The organism is Leuconostoc inhae, assembly GCF_019656015.1.
Lineage (GTDB): Bacteria > Bacillota > Bacilli > Lactobacillales > Lactobacillaceae > Leuconostoc > Leuconostoc inhae_A.
In genome coordinates, this window is record NZ_BPKW01000016.1 from 1 (window position 1) to 17,992 (window position 17,992).

Here is a 17,992-nt window from a genome sequence, read left to right on the forward strand (position 1 = left end):
TTGCGTCATGGGTTATTCTCCTACGTCTATTATATCGTAGTAGAAACCGTGTCCATGTTTTTAGACTAACACCAATAGTGTATTCGTTAACAAGTTTAGGAAAATCACTAGTTCCTATTATCAGACAAATGGATATTTGTGGTAAACACTATCTACAAATAGAAAATCAGAACTAAAAATTCTAACTTTCTATTATTTACTGAGTTTAAAATTAATTATTTTTTAAAAATTTGGTAATAATCTGTGCAATTAAGAAACCTATTATTGCCATCGAGCAAACTCCTAAAAAACCGAAAATCTCATAAATTTGCCCACCAATTCCCGAACCAAAGGTTAATCCTAAATATAGAGATGAACTATTAAGTGCCATCAAAGTTGAACGGTTTGATGGCACTAGGTTTACAATATAGGCATTTAAAGAAGTTACACCAAAACCTTGTGCAAATGCCAACAAAATTAATAACAATATCAAAATTAATATATTATTTTCTGAAATCATTAGTCCCAAAATAATTATGATTGATATGCTCGCATTTAAATTAATTGATCTTTTTTTGCCTAACAAAGTCATTACTTTACCCCCAAAGAAGCTAGCAATAAAATTTGAAAGACCATAAGCTATAAATATATATCCAGTCATCGCAACATCAAATCCAAAAGTACTTTGAATATAAGTACCTAGAAAAGTATACACGCTGTAAAAACCTATCATCCAGGTTAATGTAATCATTAAGGCTATCACCGCATTTTTGGCTAAAAACACATTTTTAAAAGATTTAATGTATGACATGCGTGCATTCGGGTTAATAGCGTTTTGATTAGGAATAAAAGCAATAAGTACTAGAACGATAAAAGTCAGCACCGCAGATCCCCAAAATGCCATATGCCAATCACTTATTTGTGCAAGCGTTGTACCTAGAGGAACACCCACAGCTATTGATAATGATAAAGCTGACATAACAATTCCCATAACATGATTTAATCTTTTGCCATCAAAATTTGAACCTATAAATGCCCAAACATTTGGGACAAACATCGAAGCCCCAACTCCTGCAACTGCACGATAAATATAAAAACTAAGCAAGTTAGTGGAAAATCCACATAACATTGTTCCTAGAAAGAAAACTACAATACCTGTGATTAGCAATTTTTTCTTATTATATTTGTCACCCAAAGGCCCAAATATTGGCGACCCAAACGCAAAGCAAAGCGCATATATTGTGACTCCGTATGCCGTTAGTCCCACCGATGTTTTAAAACTCGTAGCTATTTCTGGCAATATTGGAGAAATGATAAAAGAATCTGCGCCAGTTACAAAAACACCAAAAAATAACCCTAAAATAATCATACCGCTTCTATTTTTACTCATTAAGTTCATCCCTTTTCATTTGTTATTACTTTAAGTCACAAATGATAAAGAAACAAGTGAATAAAAAGATACTAGGTAACATTTTTATGTACAGCATTTTTTTGTATTGTTACTATGATAAAACGATTTTGACTTTTGGTTATCCAAAACTTGTAAAAAAAACTAAAAACACCTCGTTATCATCATTTCTGTCAGAGAAAAAAGACCTAAATAGTCATGAATTGAGCCTTATTTCTAACGTCATCGAAAGCATGAATGATCATAAACTACCTGAACAAAAAGCGATTAATTTACTTATATCTGGTCTTCGAAAATTATCTTTAGAACAAAGCCTCTCAAAACAAGGTTACGCCCTACTAGAAAAATTACAGCGCGGTGACTGGTCCAATGGCCTACAATGGCTAGCTTTTTCTGGATTAGGCATGTAACTAACTCTAACAAGTCATCTTTATTATTTGCTTGTTTATGACTAAATAATTGAATGAAGACGACCAAAAAAGCGATCACGTATAAATATATACGTGATCGCTTTTTTGCTTGATGCTTTAAATTTTTAACTGCTACAGCGCGTTGAAATATCCTTATTTTGCATCCTTTTTGTATAAAATTATTAGTTCTTTGACCAAATCTTGATAGGTTATCGCTGTCATTAAATGATCTTGCGCATGAACCATATACAAATTCATTTCAGTATGATCACCTTGTGCTTCTTTTGTTAACATCTCGCTTTGCACATCATGAGCTTCTGATAAGGACTGGTTAGATGCTGTCATCAGTTGATTCGCTTTTTCAAAGTCATTTATTTTTGCAGCTTCAAGGGCTTCATGCGCTAATCCCTTGGCATTGCCAGCATTCATGATGATACCCATGACAACGTTAAGATACTGGTCATCCATATTATTCCCCTCCCATCAATTCATATGCCTGTAACAAGACTTTTTCACCATTCATCATGCCGTAATCCTGCATATTAATGACACTTAACGGAATATTTTTATCCGTGAGTTTTTCTTTAAAATCTTTTTCCATATAGCTAACTTGAGGTCCTAACATAACACAATCAACCTGCCGACTAGCTAATTCTTGATCAAACCCAGAAACTGATGTGGCAAATATAACGACATCTTTTTCTAGTTCAGTAGCTGCTTTTTTCATTTTATTTACTAATAAACTAGTACTCATCCCTGCAACACAGCATAACATAATATTTTTTGTAGGCATCAGAATATATCTCCTTTTTTGTTATTGGTTCTGTTTTAACAAAACCTGTTCGCTGATCTTCATAAAGGGTATGTAGAACAGTACGCCAACAATGAAACTTAGTAATTGCACAACGACAGCCCGCCAATCACCACCAGTTGCTAGGAAGCCATTAATCAATGGTGGCGTGGTCCAAGGTACTAACACAACTGTCCTATTCATTAACCCCAACACGGTAGCATAGTAGGCAATTAGCAATGATATAATTGGCGTTAATACAAACGGTATAAGCAGCGGAATATTGAATACAATAGGATAACCATAGATAACTGGTTCATTAATGTTAAAGATTCCAGGAACAATTGACAGTTTTGTAACCTCACGGCTAGCTTTTATTCTAGAAAATAAAAACGTTGCAACTAGCAAACAAATGGTACTACCGGTCCCCCCCATCATACCAAACGTGTCTCGAAACACACTAGTGATAATGTAAGGCACATGATCTCCGGCAGCGAAAGCATGCATATTTTTATTTGTGTTAATAAGCAGTACAGGGTCTAACAAAGTACCGTTAATGACTGCTTGATGAATACCAAATCCAAACAATAGATTTCCCACTGAATATATTAATAAAAATCCCGGTAAACTCGTATTTACACGACGCAGTGGTTCCTGGATCAGCGTGGTAATCAGTTTAATCAGATCAGTGTGGAATCCGACAAACAATATTGCAGAAATGATAGCCAAAAGAGAGATGACAGCTATTGTAGGAATTAAGGTTAAAAATGACTCACTAACGGCTGGTGGCACATTCTCTCCCAAGTTAATTTTTATTTTTTCAATTTTAGATAATTTAATGAATAACTCGGCAGCAATTAATCCAACAATAATGCCGGCAAACATCCCAGTCACGCCAATATTGCTATAAGATAGAAAACCAGAAATATCGACAGCTTTCTTACCATTGATTGGTAATGCTTGCAGTGTTACAGGCATTACCACAATCAATCCTGCTAAGGATACAATGGCTGCGCCAAGTGCATTCTTATAGTTACGGTTTCGTGCCAAACAATAACCAACTACTGGGGCAATGATCAATCCTGCAATATTTAAAGTGCCATTAACAATCAGATTACCAAATAGTTGGAAATTTGTCAGTGACGCGCCTTTTAAAAAGAGTGGAAAGAAGACATTATTAATTAGCACGCCCAAACCCGCAAGGATAAAAAGTGGCATAATCATTGCAAAAGCATCCCTCAAAGATCTCAAATGTATTTGATTACCTATTTTTATAGAAATACGTGTAAACCTATCTATGAATTTTTGCCAAAGATTTTTGTTTGTCATTTCAGTACACCTTCCTTCCTCAATGTGTCGTCTTTTTCCGCTATAAATTTTTTAAACCAAAAATAGCTTTTTTTGGGAATTCTTTTAAGATCTTTAATGTCGTGATTACTACGATTGACATACACCAAGCCATATCTTTTTTCCACATTGCCTTTGGAACTAGGTATATCTATTAAGCCCCAACCTAAGTAGCCCATAACATTAGCGCCATCTACTTGCATAGCCTTCATCATTTCATTGATATGATCTTTATGATACGCAATACGGTAATCGTCTTCTATCCTGTCGTTCCCATTCCATGTTTCAAAAGCACCAATACCATTTTCGGCGGGAAATACCGGTAACATAAATCGATTATGAATTTTAGTAATTGTATTTCTAAAACCGATGGCATCAATTTGCCAACCAAAATTTGACGTTTTTAAATGTGAATTAGTTACTTTGCCTTGTGTCATGAAATAATTTGGCTTAGATTTGTCGTTAATCAACTGACTGTCAATAACTAAACTGTAATAATAGCTAAAAGCTAGAAAATCACTAGTCATATTAGGATAATTCAGAAGGCACTTGTTAATATCATCATTAAGGAATGACAAGTTGTGACACGCCATGTAATTGACTACTTCCGGTGAACGTTGCCCACTAGCAAAAAAACTCAAGAAATCTTCATTAATAAATTCCATTGCTTGACGCGTGTACATCACATCCTCTGGAGATTGAGAAGCCGGGTACATTTCTTGATAAGCAACCATACCACCGACCTTCATATTGGGGAAACTATGGACAAAATCAGCAATTTGAGCATAAGCAATTAATGAGTTAGCAGAAATTTTGTATAGTTCTTCGATGCTTCGTGATCCAGACAGGTAACCTGAATTTTGGAATCCTTCTTCAAACGCCATACAATTTTGTTCATTAAAGGGGATCCAATACTGAACTTTTTCGGAAAATCGTTCAATAACAATCTTTGCAAACTGAACAAATGCGTCTCTAACATGATCGTTAATCAAACCATTAAATTTTTTTGCCAATGACAACGGCATGTCGAAATGGTATAAACAAATAATAGGCGTGATGTTGTGCTTTATTAGGCTATCAATCAGGCGATCGTAATATTGCAATCCTGCTTCATTAATATCGCCATCGCCATCAGGAATAACACGCGACCATGAAATTTGAAAGCGGTAACAATTCATTCCAACGTTTGCCATTAATTCAACATCTTCTTCATATCTGTGATATTCGTCAATCGCTACCTGCCAATCACTTGATTCTGCCCCAGCTGTTTTAACATCGTAAACAGAGGGACCTTTTCCATCAACATCCCACGCACCCTCAGTTTGCATGCTTGAAACAGAATTACCCCAAAAAAATTTTTTTTCATTCATAAGCTACCTTACCTCTCTGTAATAGATTTATAATTGACTTTATACACGTATTATCTCTCAATTAAATAATTTGTCAATACAAATTATTTAATTATATTTACATATTTAAAATGCGTGTATATAACATAAAAATATGTTAATATTATATTGATTAATTAATTTTAAAAGGACATTTTATTTATGAGTTTATATCAAAAAATAGCAAAACAATTACGACAAAAAATAGAAGATGGTAATTATCAGCCTGGAGAAGCATTGCCTCGGCAAGCTGATCTCGCTAGTGAATATAACACTTCGCGTGTGACTATACAAAAAGCTTTAGACATGCTTTTCAACGATAACTTAATTATTAGAAAACAAGGAAGTGGTACTTTTGTATCACCTACTTATTCTTCTGCATTAGATATCATTTCTTCACAATATGGTGGTACAACGCAACTTTTTTCCGGAAAAGCCGAAGTATCAACAAAAGTTTTACATTTTGAAATTCGGCTGCCAACAATTGAAGAAAGTAAACAGCTCAACATTTCTACAACAGTTCCCGTTTACGACATTTATCGTCTCAGAAAACTTGATCAAGAGCCATATGAACTCACTCAATCAATTATGCCCTTGTCTGTTATTTCGAATTTAACTGAAGAAGTAGCTGAGCAGTCTATCTTTTCATTCATTCAAAATGATTTAAAAATGGCCATTGGAAGTGCTGTTCGGCGTATCAGTGCAGATAAAGCAGGTGCTGATGATATAACATATCTTGATTGTCTTAAAGAAGACCCTATTCTGCAAATTACTCAAACTGTTAGTTTAAAAGACGGGCGTATATTTGAATATGCTCATACACGTCACAGATATGATAAAGGCAGTATTGTTGTTTTCAATAAAGCACCTTTATCATAAAAATGATGAATGCGTGCACAACTTATGTTTCTTATAATCACGACCAAAAAAACGACTACGTATAAGCCTATACGTGGTCGTTTATGTTTGACAAGTTAAATAACTCATCAACCGTCATCCTCATCGATTTGATTAATTTTATCAAAGACACGGAAAAGATTTTCCATCTCAGTTAATTTGTATTTTTTTAAGTTACGATCATACACAATTTCTGACTGAACTGTTTCACCAACTTGTAAGTCATGTAAAAAGTCACGAATTTCAGAAATATCACGTTGCACCGTTTTTCGGCCAATAAAAAACATATCTTCGATTTCTTCAATCGATAATGCTCGCCGACTAATCAATGCTGAATAGAGTCTCAATATGCGTTGTTTATCATTAAATACCGTTTTACGTGCTGACATGATTTTCCCCAGATTTAAATGTTAAATTTATTGTACCAAATAAAACAAATGTTCGGTACAATAAAGTTATAAATATTTTATACGAAAGGTTCGAACTATGTCATTCTTTAACTTATTTAAAAAGAAAAATTCAGATACAACCAACACTGAACCAGAATCTACGCCAAATGAACCCATTACTTGGGAAAATACAACGGTAGCAGATGATTTTTTTACAGGCTACCTTGATGCCATTTCTCAATTAGAAGATGATGGCCAAACGGCTGCAGCCGAAACGCTTCGTGCCAATGAATCAACGCTACAAATTGCTTTTATTGATCGTTTTGCCAAACATGTGCAGTCTGAAACGGCTGTCATTAAAGATACTGAAGAACGTACCACAGCAATTATTACAGCCATAGATACTATCCGTGTTCATAATAAACAGATGAACATAGCAGTTCGAGCCCATTTGGCGCAAACAAAGAAAACATTGATTGGAGAATAACATGAAACTTAACGTTGCTTTAGAAAATGATTTGATCCCAGATAAATACGCCAAGCACGCACCGGCTCTTTACCGCACAAATAATATGCCAACAGTGAACTTTCCCGTAATGATTACTGATATCCCCGAGGGCACACAATCTTTATCGGTTAGCCTGATTGATTATGATGCCGTGCCAGTTACTGGATTTCCATGGATTCACTGGCTAGCAGCTAATTTGCCGGTTGGTGACATTCCTGAGAATCTTCGTGCAACACAGCAAGGTGTGTCTGGTACAAATTCAACATGGCATCTAGTTAAAACAGCCAATGAAACTGCTGATCCAGCAATTAACCAGGCCTACATCGGCCCTATGCCACCAGATAAGACACATAATTATACCCTTAGCGTGTTTGCACTAGACACAACACTCGATATTAAAGACGGTTTTTTCCTGAACGAACTACGCACAAAAAGCAATGGCCATGTTTTAGCCATGTCAATTGCAGAGCTCCCTGCCCGAAGTTAATGAATTAAAAACTATAAATAAGTCCTTGAAGCATGAAGTAAGCTTCAAGGGCTTATTTTGTTCTCAACCGATTATCACTATGTATAAAATTCTTAAATTATGCTCCATAAAATAAATCAATACCAAATACGCCAACTGAATTTATATTCATTTTAATAATTATATTCACTTATATAATGCATATTAATTGTATTTAAATACATATAGGTTTATATTTATAACATTAACTAATCAAGGAGGCACAACATGAATAAAGAAATGATCAATGTCGCAATTGTCGGCGTTACCGGTTACGGCGGACTTGAACTGTTACGATTATTATATAATCATCCTGTTGCTCATGTCGTGTCAATACATAACACCTCAAACAGTTCAGACGATATTAGTGTCAGTTACCCACATCTAAAATCAATGTATAAAATAACACCAACACCTTTTGATCCTATGCATATTATGCAGTCTGCTGACTTGGTTTTCTTTGCTACTTCGAGTGGTGTTTCCAAGGATTTAGCACAGCCATTCATCGAAGCTCACTTCCCAGTAATTGATCTTTCCGGCGATTTTCGACTCACTGCTACTGACTATGAAACTTGGTATAAAAAAACGCCTGCGACACAAGCCTTATTAGATCAAGCCAATTATAGCCTAGCTGACTTTTATCAAAATGATAGTCACTATATTGCAAACCCTGGGTGCTACGCTACAGCAACCCTGCTAGCCTTAGCACCACTTGCTCAACATCAACTATTAGACCAAGAAAACATCGTAATAGACGCTAAAAGTGGCCTCTCAGGTGCTGGTAAGTCACTCAATTTATCAAGCCATTTTGTCAATGTCAATGAAAATTTCAGCATGTATAAGCCAAACCAGCACCAACATATCCCGGAAATTACACAACAGCTCAACCAATGGCAGCCAGATATTAACCATATTCAGTTTACAACATCGTTGCTGCCAATCAATCGTGGCATTTTTGTCAGTGCCTATGTCAAATTAAACAAGCCAGTGTCACCTGATACATTACAACAAATTTTTGAAGACACATACAAAAACAAACCATTTGTGCGTGTCATGTCTAAAAATCACCTGCCAGATATTAAACAAGTTGTTGGTACAAACTTTGCGGACATTGGGTTAACTTATAACCCTGATACAAAATATCTCACAATCGTCAGTGTCATTGATAATATGGTCAAAGGTGCAGCTGGTCAAGCCATTCAGAATATGAACCATCTTTTTAACCTAGATGAGACAACTGGTTTACACTTAATAGCTCAGTATGCTTAACAGAAAAATTTCATGAACAAGGAAAGTATTATGACAGAACTACTTCAAAAAATTCATCAACTTAATATTGCTGACATTGCCGCCCCATTAGGATTTCATGCTGATGGCCAACACGTTGGTTTAAAGCACAAATCAAAAGATCTTGGTTGGATTTATAGTGAAGCGCTTGCTGCTGTGGCAGGTGTCTTTACAACAAATCAGGTACAAGCAGCACCTGTTCAACTCAATAAAATCACCATTAAAAATGGTGAATTACAAGCTATTGTGGTTAACTCTGGCAATGCTAATGCCGTCACTGGCAATATTGGACTCGAACATGCAAAAATTATGCAAGAAACGACGGCAAAGGTTTTAAATATTGATGCCAGTCTAGTGGGCGTTGCTTCCACAGGTATTATCGGTCAAATCCTGCCTATCGATAAAATTGTTGCCGGTATTCATCAACTTAAAATTGATGGCGACACGAACGGCTTTGCCCACGCTATTATGACAACCGACACACAGGAAAAATCCATCACTATCCAAAGCCACATTGGTGGTCATCTTGTTACCATGAGTGGTGTTGCCAAAGGTTCTGGCATGATTCATCCCAATATGGCAACGATGCTTGGTTTTATCACAACAGATGTCAGTGTGGCACCTGACTTATTACAGTCAGCTTTATCCGAAGACGTTGAAACTAGTTTCAATCAAATCACGATTGATGGCGATACCAGTACCAATGATATGGTTCTCGTTATGGCAAACGGTCTTGCTGGCAATCAAACAATTACAACTGCCTCTGAAGATTATGACCAATTCAAAGCCATGCTGCACACTGTCACAACCGCGCTAGCCATTGACATTGCGAGTGACGGTGAAGGTGCCACAAAGTTATTATCTGTTACCGTGAACAATAGCCAATCTGAATTAGATGCACGAATGGTTGCCAAAAAAGTTGTTGGTTCCTCGCTGGTTAAAACTGCAATGTTTGGTCAAGATCCAAACTGGGGCCGCATTATCGCGGCTATCGGTGCAAGTGATGTTGCCATTAACCCTGATATAATCGACATATCACTTAACAACATACCCGTTATGATCTCCGGTGCACCGGTCAATTTTAATCAGGACAACATGTCTGAATTACTAACACAAAAAAATATTACTATTGCTATCAATTTACACAATGGTGCAGCTCATGGTCAAGCATGGGGATCTGATTTAACCTATGACTATGTAAAAATCAATGCACTCTACACAACATGATCATCATGTAGGAGAATGACCCATGACAAAAAAAATAGTCATTAAAATTGGTGGTACTGCCGCCACACAACTCACGCCTGCTTTTTTTGAAACAATCAAATCATGGCAAAAACAGCATGTCCAAATCGTCATTGTCCATGGTGGTGGTGACCATATTTCGTCCCTCATGACACAATTCAACGAACCTGTCCAAAAAATTAATGGTATTCGGTTTACGACACAAAATGGTATTAATATTACCAAAATGGCCTTACTAGCACAAGTTCAACCAGCACTTATTGAAGCATTCCGTCAAAATGCGGTGCCGGCTATTGGTCTAAATGCTGGTAGTAACCAATTGTTAACTGGTCATGTTTTAGATCAAGACGTTTATGGTTACGTTGGCGCTATTCATCAAGTCAATACACAGCTTATTCACAATATGTGGCAACAAAATCTTGTCCCTATTATTGCACCCCTAGCTATATCAAATGATGGTCAGTGGCTCAACGTTAACGCTGATCATGCAGCTACTGCTATTGCCAAATACTTACAAGCTGACGAACTTTATTTATTAACTGATGTCTCAGGCGTTAAAGTCAGTGGTAATATTCTACAAGAATTAACACCACAAAAAGCACTTGAACTACAAACGTCAAATATTATTACTGGTGGCATGATTCCAAAAATAAATAGTGCTCTTGACGCCGTTCAACGCGGTGTCCACAATGTTCATATCACAAATACAGTCACTCATCCCGGCACAATTGTCACACTATAATTCAAGTTTTAAGGAGAATAAAAATGACGCTATTTCCAAACTATCATCGTGCACCAGTCACATTTGTATCAGCAAAAAACGCTACTTGGTTAGATGATAAAAATCAAACTTATAGTGACTTATCAAGTGGAATTGGCGTGTACAACGTTGGTGCCAATAATCCTAAAGTTGTCGCCGCATTAACGAAACAAGCAGAAAAAATGTGGCACGTACCTAATTTGTACCTGAACCCCTTACAAGAACAAGTTGCAAACAAACTTGGTGGTGACAGTTATACGGCTTACTTTGCCAATTCTGGTGCTGAAGCCAATGAAGCTGCCATCAAATTAGCACGATTAGCAACTGGTAAATCAACTATCATCTCGTTTTCAAATTCATTTCATGGTCGTACTTACGCGGCAATGGCTGCTACCGGACAAGATAGTATTCATGCTGGATTGCCAATGTTAACTGGCTTTGAATACGCAACATTTAACGATATTGACAGTGTTAAAGCACTCATAACAGATGATATTGCTGCTATTATGCTTGAGTTGGTCCAAGGTGAAGGTGGTGTCATTCCTGCAAAACCTGAATTCGTCAAAGCACTTGTTAAATTAGCTCATGACAATCATATCCTCATTTTAGTTGACGAAGTTCAGACTGGTATGGGTCGTACAGGTACTAAATTTGCCTTTGAAAATTATAATTTTGAACCAGACATTTTCACAAGTGCCAAAGGATTAGCTAACGGTATCCCAGTAGGTGCCATGCTGGCCAAAAATGAATTAGCACCAGCATTAGCCTATGGTACACACGGCTCAACGTTTGGTGGTAACCCGTTAGTTATGGCGTCAGCGAATGTGACTCTTGATGTCTTGGCTAATTTATTACCTGAATTATCAACAAAAATTACAACATTTTGGCAAAAATTAGCGGAATTTAATGATTTGGATGTCGTGGCTGATGTTCGTGGTATCGGTATGATGGCTGGTATCGCATTAACTATTCCTGTAAATAACGTTGTATCTGATCTGTTAAGTGAAAAAATCATCGTATTATCAGCTGGTCAAAACACTTTACGTCTATTACCACCACTAACTATTCCAACAGAACAGTTGTTAGAATCACTTGATAAAATTAAAAAATATCTTTCCGAAAAATAAGTGTTGACATTTTTTTTTAATCTTGATATACTTTAATAGTTGATTAAACAACTAATTGCTCCATAGTTCAGCGGTAGAATGGCACACTGTTAATGTGACGGTCCCTGGTTCGATCCCAGGTGGAGCAGTCTGAGAATACAAAAAGAAACGCTCATCAATTGATGAGCGTTTCTTTTTGTATTCTCGCTTCTAGTAAAAAAGTCGATCAAAATATAGTCTACTCGACTTTTACAAAAATGACCTACTTAATCGCATAATGCACTGCTGCTGCACCTAAATTGAAACGTGAAATTGTCACTTTTTGAAACCCTGTTTTCAGTAATGTTTGCCCGAGAGTCAAGTAGTCCATAAAGTTTTCAGTCGTTTCGTCCAAATATTTATACTCTGTATATTTACCCTTAGCAAAGACTTTACCAAAAATCGGCATGACTTTACCAAAATAGAGCTGCCAAAATGGCTTTATAAGTGGATTGTCGGGTTGAGAAGTTTCCAAAATAACAAGTTGTCCACCCGATTTCAATACCCGATACATTTCTTTCAATCCGCGCACTGGATCAGGTAAATTACGTAACCCAAAGCCAATTGTCACAATATCAAAAGTATCATCTTCAAATGGTAATGCCATAGCATCCCCCTGAACCAAAGTGATTTTATTAGAAAAATCACTGACATCAACTTTTTTTTGCCCAACCGCAAGCATTTCCTCACTAAAATCAAGCCCTGTAACATGTGTCGTAGCGTCACTTTTTTCAGCTAAAGCTATCGCCCAATCAGCTGTCCCTGTTGCCAAATCAATAATTCGCGCTCCCACGGGAAAAGTCATTTTAGACATCACCTTTTGGCGCCATATTTTATGGGTACCAAAAGAGATAATATTGTTCATTTTGTCATACTCAGGCGCAATTTTATTAAAAAGTGCCTGAACATCAGTATTTTTAGGTGATTGTGTCATGATTTTAGTACGCGAAACTGTTAATTCACGCATTTCTCCTATTATTAATATTATTTCAATTCTTTTAATTCAGATAACGCAGCCACAAAACGATGTCTTTGAGTCTTTCCACTCGCGGTACGGTACCATGTTTTAGCGATATAAAAGTGTTTTGGTACTTTATAATGCGCTAACTTGTCGCGCCCGTATTGGCGTAACTTATCCGCTGACAAATTCACACCAGTGACGACAGCAACCGGAATCGCCCCCCAAAGTTTATCTGGCACGCCAATCACAACCATATCGTCTAATCCAGACATTTTAGCATAGGTAGCCTCAATTTCGTCTGGGAAAATATTTTCTCCGCCAGAACTAATCATATCTCCCGCACGTCCTTCAATATATAAAAAACCGTCAGCATCAAAATAACCAAAATCTTCGGTATTAAACCAACTAGATTGCATATTTTCACTTAATTTAGCTGGCTGATTAAGATAGCCAATCGTCAAAGTTGGTGATTTAATCCAAATATTGCCAATTTGTGCTGCATGCCCAGATTGATCCCTTATTTCAATAGCAACTGGAAATAAGGGCTTCCCAACTGAACCCAGTTTATCATGAATATCAGTCGGGTCAAGGGCCACTACTTGAGAAGCAGTTTCAGTCATACCATATGACTGGATAATTGGTACATGATGTGCCTGTGCTTCCTGCAAAGTCACTCTATCCGTGGGACCACCACCTAACAACATAGCTCGGAATTTATCATTATAGTTAACATTTTTTGGCAGCGCTGCTAACAGTTGTTTCAACATGACTGGCACAACTGACATTGTCGTAATTGCATCTTGAATTAATACTTGATTAATTTTTGGCGCGTCAAATTTTTCTACAAGCACAACTCGCATGCCATAAATTAAACTACGCATGAGAATGGAAAAACCACTAATATGAAAAATAGGTACAACTGCTAACCACGTATCTTCAGCTGTCAAACCAATATTTAAAGCATTTCCCACGGCCGACATAAAGTGATTATGGTAGGTTTGCATAACGCCTTTTGGATGATTTGTAGTACCTGAAGTATACATCACACTTGTCACAAAATCTTCTGGATATTCAGCAACTGGTACTACCCGCTTACTTTCTGGTAACTCAGTAAATTTAATTTGTTGTGTAACCATCAACTTTTTATCGTAATTATCATCTGTTAACACTAACGTGATTGCTGCATCAGCCAACTGATAGTTCACTTCTGCCACTGATAAACGCCGATTAATAAACACAATCGTTTTCCCGAGCTGCTGCAATGCCATAATGACAAGGTACCCTTGTATATTATTCGTCATAATCAATGCAACACGATCATTTTTATTGCCCAGAGCAGCAATTTTCCCAGCAATATTTGCTGCTTCATTTGCCACTTGGGAAAATGTCATTTGTTTTTTTTCGTCAGCAACTGCTACACGATTTGGCGTTAATCGCGCACGCTTTGTCAACCAATTTTCCATGTTAATACCTCTTAGTAACTATATTACCATACCATTTACAACAAAATAACGCTTGCTTTTATAAGTCTACAAATGTAAACTATAAGTATGATAAAAGATAACAATAATATGACAACTAGCGAATGGGAAATTATGCGTGTTATTTGGACCTTAGGCGAGGCCACAAGCCGACAAATTATACGTGTTATCGGCCTCAAAACTGATTGGTCCCCATCAACAATCAAAACGCTCATCACCCGATTGAAAAATAAAAATTATCTAACTGATAATGGTGCTGCGCGTGATCGACTCTATACGCCCACAATTGCTGAACAAGATGCCATGACAGATACCCTTCATCAAACCATTAATTCCATGTGTGCGATGTGTGTGGGAGATGCTATCACAACCGTCATCGCTTCAACAACTTTATCGCAACATGATATTTTGCATTTACAAGATACTTTAACGCAAAGGCTACCTGCTGCACCTGAAACTGTGGCATGTGACTGCATGCCTGATAACTGGGAGGATTAATAATGAAAATGACTGAACATAACCATCACGATATGGCCTCAGAAACAGATATGATGTCAGCTACACATAATCATCATATGGCCGACATGCCTATGACAAATGATATGCCGCAGCACCATATGCACATGTCTGATGACCCTGGTATGGCTAATATGGATATGACTGACATGAAACGTCGTTTTTGGTGGTCTTTTGGTTTAATGGTGCCAATTATTATCATCACACCGTTCATGGGACTATCTTTGCCATTTACATTGACTTTTCCTGGTAGTCATTGGGTCACAGCTGTACTCTCTGCGCTACTTTATTTTATTGGTTCAAAACCATTTTTTGATGGTGCCAAAAGCGAAATTAAATCTAAAAAACCAGCAATGATGAGCCTCGTTAGCATGGGCTTACTGGTCACGTTTTGGTATTCAATCTATGCTTTAATAGCCAATCAATTCGTTCATGGTCCTCATATCATGGATTTTTTCTGGGAATTTGCCACCTTAACAGTCATTATGCTACTAGGTCATCGTATTGAAATGGCAGCAACTATGAAAGCCGGCGATGCCACAGATAAATTACGGGCATTACTACCAAATATAGCCCACGTCAGGCATGGTGATATGATTATGGATATGCCACTTCATACATTGAAACCAGACATGATTGTTCAAGTATTAGCTGGAGAAGCATTTCCAGCAGATGGCATCGTGATCACGGGTCACAGTCAAGTTGATGAGTCTCTTATGACTGGTGAAAGTAAACTCATCGATAAGTCTGAAAATAGTCTTGTTGTTGGCGGTACAATTAACGGTAATGGCTCGTTAGATTTACGTTTAACTGAGGTTGGTAGTCATTCTTTTGTCGGTCAACTGCAGAACGCCCTATCAACATCACAAGATAAAAAATCACGTGTTGAAACGATTGCTGATCGTGTCGCCAGCTATCTTTTCTGGCTTGCTTTAATTTTTGCCTTGATTGCCTTAATTGTTTGGACCAGTTTACGTGGTTTGAGTACTGCGATTAACATTGCTGTAACTGTTCTCGTGATTGCTTGTCCCCATGCACTTGGCTTAGCTGTACCATTGGTTGTTCAACGTACAAAATCAGTAGCAGCCGCACAGGGCATTTTGATTAAAAATCGCAAAGCATTAACTGCCGCAAGTCATTTAAAATTTGCTTTGATGGACAAAACGGGCACACTAACAACTGGGAAGTTTAGCGTGAATCGCATTGTCACTTATGGCCTAGATGAAACACAAGCCGTTGCCATTATGTCGGCACTTGATTCGCAATCAACGCATCCACTCGCACAATCAATTACCGCCTATAGTCGCCAAATTAAGGCCCCTCAGTTGCAAGCTGACAATGTCACAAATATTCCTGGTTATGGTGTTTCGGGTATGATTAACAATGCCCATTATTTATTAGTATCTGACCGTTTTTTATCTGAAAAGAATATATCATTCACACCATTACATGACGACGGTTCACTATCATATCTATTAAAACATGATCAAGTTGTTGCTGCCATTTCACAAGGTGACACGATTCGAGACACAGCATCTGAATTTGTAAAACATCTGGTTCAACAAGGTATCACACCTGTTCTTGTCACTGGCGATAATATGAAAACTGCACAAGATGTTGCTGAACAATTAGGGATTACTGATGTGTACGCTCAAGTTTCACCTCAAGAAAAAATTGGCCTAGTCACTAAATACCAAAAGTTAGGCGATGTTATGATGATTGGTGATGGTATAAATGATGCACCCGCACTGGCACAGGCAAATCTGTCGATAGCTATTGGTGCCGGCACGCAAGTCGCACAAGCAGCAGCTGATGCCGTATTGATTGCTAATCAGTTACCCAAAATTATTGATTTTCTACAACTCATTAAACATGCTCATACAAAACAAATTCAAAACTTATGGTGGGGGGCAGGATATAACATTATCGCAATTCCCTTAGCTGCTGGTGTTTTGGCTCCTATTGGCTTAATGCTTAATCCAATGATTGGTGCTATTGTCATGTCGCTTTCAACCATTATTGTGGCGCTTAATGCGATGACACTTAAAGCCTAAAAAAATAAGGTGTTGCCTTTGGCAATGCCTTATTTTAATCCATTTTATTATGCTTAACCCTAGCAAGTATTTAACTTAGCTTAAGTTTCTGGCACAATTTAACTGTTGTTTAATATAAAAGTGTATAATAAAATGTATTGGTAATTTTACATAACTTAAGGAGAACATACTCATGCGTAAGTATATCGCAGAATTCCTCGGCACTTTCATCTTGGTGTTCGTTGGAACTGGTAGCGTTGTTTATTCAGCTGCTACATCATCTTCACCATTAACAATTGCTTTGGCCTTTGGTTTGGCCTTGGCAGTTGCCATCTATGCCTTTGGCAATATCTCAGGTGGACACTTCAACCCAGCCGTTTCATTGTCGATGGCTCTACAAAAGCGTTTAACGTGGACTGAATTCGTTGGCTATGTTATCGCTCAGTTAATTGGTGCTATTGTAGCTTCAGCTGCCGTTTACGGTGGTGTATCAGCCTACCTCAAGTCACCAACAGTCGTTCAAGCCTTGTCTGGTCAAAAGATGTCAGTGTCACAATTTGTGAACCTTGCTGGCTTAGGTCAAACAAACTTTGCTGATGGACAAACGTTAGCGGCATTCCTGTTTGAATTAGTTTTAACATTCCTATTCATTCTAGTTATTTCAATTGTTACAAAATTGGCTAACGTACCAGCTCCACTGATCATCGGTCTTTGGTTATCAGCTTTGCTTATTGTCGCATTGCCAATTACTGGTGGTGCCTTTAACCCTGCTCGTGCATTAGCACCAGCTATCTTTGTTCAAGGTAAGGCCTTAGGCCATGTTTGGGTATATGTCGTCGCTAACTTGCTTGGTGGTGTTTTGGCGGCCTACGCTGCTAACTTTTTCAACAAAGAAGAAAAAGCCTAATCTAATATAATAAAAAATCATCTCATATCGAATGAG

At 37.4% G+C, this 17,992-nt stretch carries 19 protein-coding genes and 1 tRNA gene; 12 read left to right on the forward strand and 8 right to left on the reverse strand.

The genetic code is table 11. The annotated features are described in order from the left end of the window. Window positions 1–211 precede the first annotated feature (211 nt). Window positions 212–1,369, reverse strand: a complete 1,158-nt coding sequence (locus K5Q14_RS08475; protein ID WP_246587636.1) for an MFS transporter — start codon at window positions 1,367–1,369, stop codon at window positions 212–214. An 86-nt stretch (window positions 1,370–1,455) separates the two neighbouring features. Here K5Q14_RS08475 and K5Q14_RS08480 point away from each other — a divergent pair, with 86 nt between their 5' ends. Continuing rightward, window positions 1,456–1,797: an exodeoxyribonuclease VII small subunit gene (locus K5Q14_RS08480; protein ID WP_220735340.1), complete on the forward strand. Its 342-nt coding sequence runs from the start codon at window positions 1,456–1,458 to the stop codon at window positions 1,795–1,797. A 153-nt stretch (window positions 1,798–1,950) separates the two neighbouring features. Here the strand turns inward: K5Q14_RS08480 and K5Q14_RS08485 are convergent, their stop codons facing one another. From K5Q14_RS08485 to K5Q14_RS08500, 4 genes are read right to left on the reverse strand one after another with little or no spacing between them, the layout of a single operon-like run. Continuing rightward, complete coding sequence (locus K5Q14_RS08485) at window positions 1,951–2,265, reverse strand: PTS lactose/cellobiose transporter subunit IIA (RefSeq protein WP_220735341.1); 315 nt, start codon at window positions 2,263–2,265, stop codon at window positions 1,951–1,953. A gap of 1 nt (window position 2,266) precedes the next feature. Next, a complete protein-coding gene (locus tag K5Q14_RS08490; RefSeq protein WP_220735342.1) occupies window positions 2,267–2,590 on the reverse strand; it encodes a PTS sugar transporter subunit IIB in 324 nt (107 codons plus the stop codon). 21 nt (window positions 2,591–2,611) lie between these two features. Further along, window positions 2,612–3,916: a PTS sugar transporter subunit IIC gene (locus K5Q14_RS08495; RefSeq protein ID WP_220735343.1), complete on the reverse strand. Its 1,305-nt coding sequence runs from the start codon at window positions 3,914–3,916 to the stop codon at window positions 2,612–2,614. Next, window positions 3,913–5,304, reverse strand: a complete 1,392-nt coding sequence (locus tag K5Q14_RS08500) for a glycoside hydrolase family 1 protein (protein WP_220735344.1) — start codon at window positions 5,302–5,304, stop codon at window positions 3,913–3,915. Before K5Q14_RS08500 ends, K5Q14_RS08495 begins: the two co-directional genes overlap by 4 nt. A gap of 180 nt (window positions 5,305–5,484) precedes the next feature. Here K5Q14_RS08500 and K5Q14_RS08505 point away from each other — a divergent pair, with 180 nt between their 5' ends. After that, window positions 5,485–6,201, forward strand: a complete 717-nt coding sequence (locus tag K5Q14_RS08505; RefSeq protein ID WP_220735345.1) for a GntR family transcriptional regulator — start codon at window positions 5,485–5,487, stop codon at window positions 6,199–6,201. Between the two features lie 107 nt (window positions 6,202–6,308). Here the strand turns inward: K5Q14_RS08505 and K5Q14_RS08510 are convergent, their stop codons facing one another. Continuing rightward, a complete protein-coding gene (locus K5Q14_RS08510) occupies window positions 6,309–6,608 on the reverse strand; it encodes a kinase (RefSeq protein WP_220735346.1) in 300 nt (99 codons plus the stop codon). A gap of 97 nt (window positions 6,609–6,705) precedes the next feature. Here K5Q14_RS08510 and K5Q14_RS08515 point away from each other — a divergent pair, with 97 nt between their 5' ends. The 7 genes from K5Q14_RS08515 to K5Q14_RS08545 all read left to right on the forward strand — a co-directional run bounded on the left by K5Q14_RS08515 (window position 6,706) and on the right by K5Q14_RS08545 (window position 12,168). Further along, window positions 6,706–7,095: a GTP-binding protein gene (locus K5Q14_RS08515; RefSeq protein ID WP_220735347.1), complete on the forward strand. Its 390-nt coding sequence runs from the start codon at window positions 6,706–6,708 to the stop codon at window positions 7,093–7,095. Window position 7,096: 1 nt separating this feature from the next. Next, window positions 7,097–7,603: a YbhB/YbcL family Raf kinase inhibitor-like protein gene (locus tag K5Q14_RS08520; RefSeq protein WP_220735348.1), complete on the forward strand. Its 507-nt coding sequence runs from the start codon at window positions 7,097–7,099 to the stop codon at window positions 7,601–7,603. Between the two features lie 246 nt (window positions 7,604–7,849). Then, the gene (gene argC, locus K5Q14_RS08525) at window positions 7,850–8,890 is read left to right on the forward strand and encodes an N-acetyl-gamma-glutamyl-phosphate reductase (protein WP_220735349.1); all 1,041 of its coding nucleotides are present in this window, start codon (window positions 7,850–7,852) and stop codon (window positions 8,888–8,890) included. A 30-nt stretch (window positions 8,891–8,920) separates the two neighbouring features. Then, window positions 8,921–10,135, forward strand: coding sequence for a bifunctional glutamate N-acetyltransferase/amino-acid acetyltransferase ArgJ (gene argJ / locus K5Q14_RS08530; RefSeq protein WP_220735350.1), 1,215 nt, complete (start codon window positions 8,921–8,923; stop codon window positions 10,133–10,135). A gap of 22 nt (window positions 10,136–10,157) precedes the next feature. After that, window positions 10,158–10,895: an acetylglutamate kinase gene (gene argB, locus K5Q14_RS08535; RefSeq protein WP_220735351.1), complete on the forward strand. Its 738-nt coding sequence runs from the start codon at window positions 10,158–10,160 to the stop codon at window positions 10,893–10,895. A 23-nt stretch (window positions 10,896–10,918) separates the two neighbouring features. Then, a complete protein-coding gene (locus K5Q14_RS08540) occupies window positions 10,919–12,040 on the forward strand; it encodes an aspartate aminotransferase family protein (protein WP_220735352.1) in 1,122 nt (373 codons plus the stop codon). Between the two features lie 56 nt (window positions 12,041–12,096). After that, a tRNA-Asn gene (locus tag K5Q14_RS08545) sits at window positions 12,097–12,168 on the forward strand. Window positions 12,169–12,281: 113 nt separating this feature from the next. On the opposite strand, the gene ubiE is transcribed toward K5Q14_RS08545, so the two are convergent. Together ubiE and K5Q14_RS08555 are read right to left on the reverse strand one after the other, a co-directional pair. Continuing rightward, entirely contained in the window at window positions 12,282–12,992 is a 711-nt protein-coding gene (gene ubiE / locus K5Q14_RS08550; protein WP_220735366.1) for a bifunctional demethylmenaquinone methyltransferase/2-methoxy-6-polyprenyl-1,4-benzoquinol methylase UbiE, read from the reverse strand. 50 nt (window positions 12,993–13,042) lie between these two features. After that, the gene (locus K5Q14_RS08555; protein ID WP_220735353.1) at window positions 13,043–14,482 is read right to left on the reverse strand and encodes an o-succinylbenzoate--CoA ligase; all 1,440 of its coding nucleotides are present in this window, start codon (window positions 14,480–14,482) and stop codon (window positions 13,043–13,045) included. A gap of 87 nt (window positions 14,483–14,569) precedes the next feature. Here K5Q14_RS08555 and K5Q14_RS08560 point away from each other — a divergent pair, with 87 nt between their 5' ends. The 3 genes from K5Q14_RS08560 (at window position 14,570) to K5Q14_RS08570 (ending at window position 17,956) form a co-directional block, all read left to right on the forward strand. Continuing rightward, window positions 14,570–14,998 (forward strand): CopY/TcrY family copper transport repressor, encoded by a 429-nt coding sequence (locus K5Q14_RS08560; RefSeq protein ID WP_220735354.1) that lies wholly within the window; start codon window positions 14,570–14,572, stop codon window positions 14,996–14,998. A gap of 2 nt (window positions 14,999–15,000) precedes the next feature. Then, a complete protein-coding gene (locus tag K5Q14_RS08565) occupies window positions 15,001–17,070 on the forward strand; it encodes a copper-translocating P-type ATPase (protein ID WP_220735355.1) in 2,070 nt (689 codons plus the stop codon). A 172-nt stretch (window positions 17,071–17,242) separates the two neighbouring features. After that, window positions 17,243–17,956: an MIP/aquaporin family protein gene (locus K5Q14_RS08570; protein WP_220735356.1), complete on the forward strand. Its 714-nt coding sequence runs from the start codon at window positions 17,243–17,245 to the stop codon at window positions 17,954–17,956. The last annotated feature ends 36 nt before the right edge of the window (window positions 17,957–17,992 follow it).

What these genes read in the sequence shown, in the direction of transcription:
- K5Q14_RS08475 (WP_246587636.1), bottom strand. Translation starts at nt 1,369, where the DNA reads ATGAGTAAAAATAGAAGCGGTATGATTATTTTAGGGTTATTTTTTGGT.
- K5Q14_RS08480 (WP_220735340.1), top strand. Translation starts at nt 1,456, where the DNA reads ATGTACAGCATTTTTTTGTATTGTTACTATGATAAAACGATTTTGACT.
- K5Q14_RS08485 (WP_220735341.1), bottom strand. Translation starts at nt 2,265, where the DNA reads ATGGATGACCAGTATCTTAACGTTGTCATGGGTATCATCATGAATGCT.
- K5Q14_RS08490 (WP_220735342.1), bottom strand. Translation starts at nt 2,590, where the DNA reads ATGCCTACAAAAAATATTATGTTATGCTGTGTTGCAGGGATGAGTACT.
- K5Q14_RS08495 (WP_220735343.1), bottom strand. Translation starts at nt 3,916, where the DNA reads ATGACAAACAAAAATCTTTGGCAAAAATTCATAGATAGGTTTACACGT.
- K5Q14_RS08500 (WP_220735344.1), bottom strand. Translation starts at nt 5,304, where the DNA reads ATGAATGAAAAAAAATTTTTTTGGGGTAATTCTGTTTCAAGCATGCAA.
- K5Q14_RS08505 (WP_220735345.1), top strand. Translation starts at nt 5,485, where the DNA reads ATGAGTTTATATCAAAAAATAGCAAAACAATTACGACAAAAAATAGAA.
- K5Q14_RS08510 (WP_220735346.1), bottom strand. Translation starts at nt 6,608, where the DNA reads ATGTCAGCACGTAAAACGGTATTTAATGATAAACAACGCATATTGAGA.
- K5Q14_RS08515 (WP_220735347.1), top strand. Translation starts at nt 6,706, where the DNA reads ATGTCATTCTTTAACTTATTTAAAAAGAAAAATTCAGATACAACCAAC.
- K5Q14_RS08520 (WP_220735348.1), top strand. Translation starts at nt 7,097, where the DNA reads ATGAAACTTAACGTTGCTTTAGAAAATGATTTGATCCCAGATAAATAC.
- argC (WP_220735349.1), top strand. Translation starts at nt 7,850, where the DNA reads ATGAATAAAGAAATGATCAATGTCGCAATTGTCGGCGTTACCGGTTAC.
- argJ (WP_220735350.1), top strand. Translation starts at nt 8,921, where the DNA reads ATGACAGAACTACTTCAAAAAATTCATCAACTTAATATTGCTGACATT.
- argB (WP_220735351.1), top strand. Translation starts at nt 10,158, where the DNA reads ATGACAAAAAAAATAGTCATTAAAATTGGTGGTACTGCCGCCACACAA.
- K5Q14_RS08540 (WP_220735352.1), top strand. Translation starts at nt 10,919, where the DNA reads ATGACGCTATTTCCAAACTATCATCGTGCACCAGTCACATTTGTATCA.
- ubiE (WP_220735366.1), bottom strand. Translation starts at nt 12,992, where the DNA reads ATGACACAATCACCTAAAAATACTGATGTTCAGGCACTTTTTAATAAA.
- K5Q14_RS08555 (WP_220735353.1), bottom strand. Translation starts at nt 14,482, where the DNA reads ATGGAAAATTGGTTGACAAAGCGTGCGCGATTAACGCCAAATCGTGTA.
- K5Q14_RS08560 (WP_220735354.1), top strand. Translation starts at nt 14,570, where the DNA reads ATGATAAAAGATAACAATAATATGACAACTAGCGAATGGGAAATTATG.
- K5Q14_RS08565 (WP_220735355.1), top strand. Translation starts at nt 15,001, where the DNA reads ATGAAAATGACTGAACATAACCATCACGATATGGCCTCAGAAACAGAT.
- K5Q14_RS08570 (WP_220735356.1), top strand. Translation starts at nt 17,243, where the DNA reads ATGCGTAAGTATATCGCAGAATTCCTCGGCACTTTCATCTTGGTGTTC.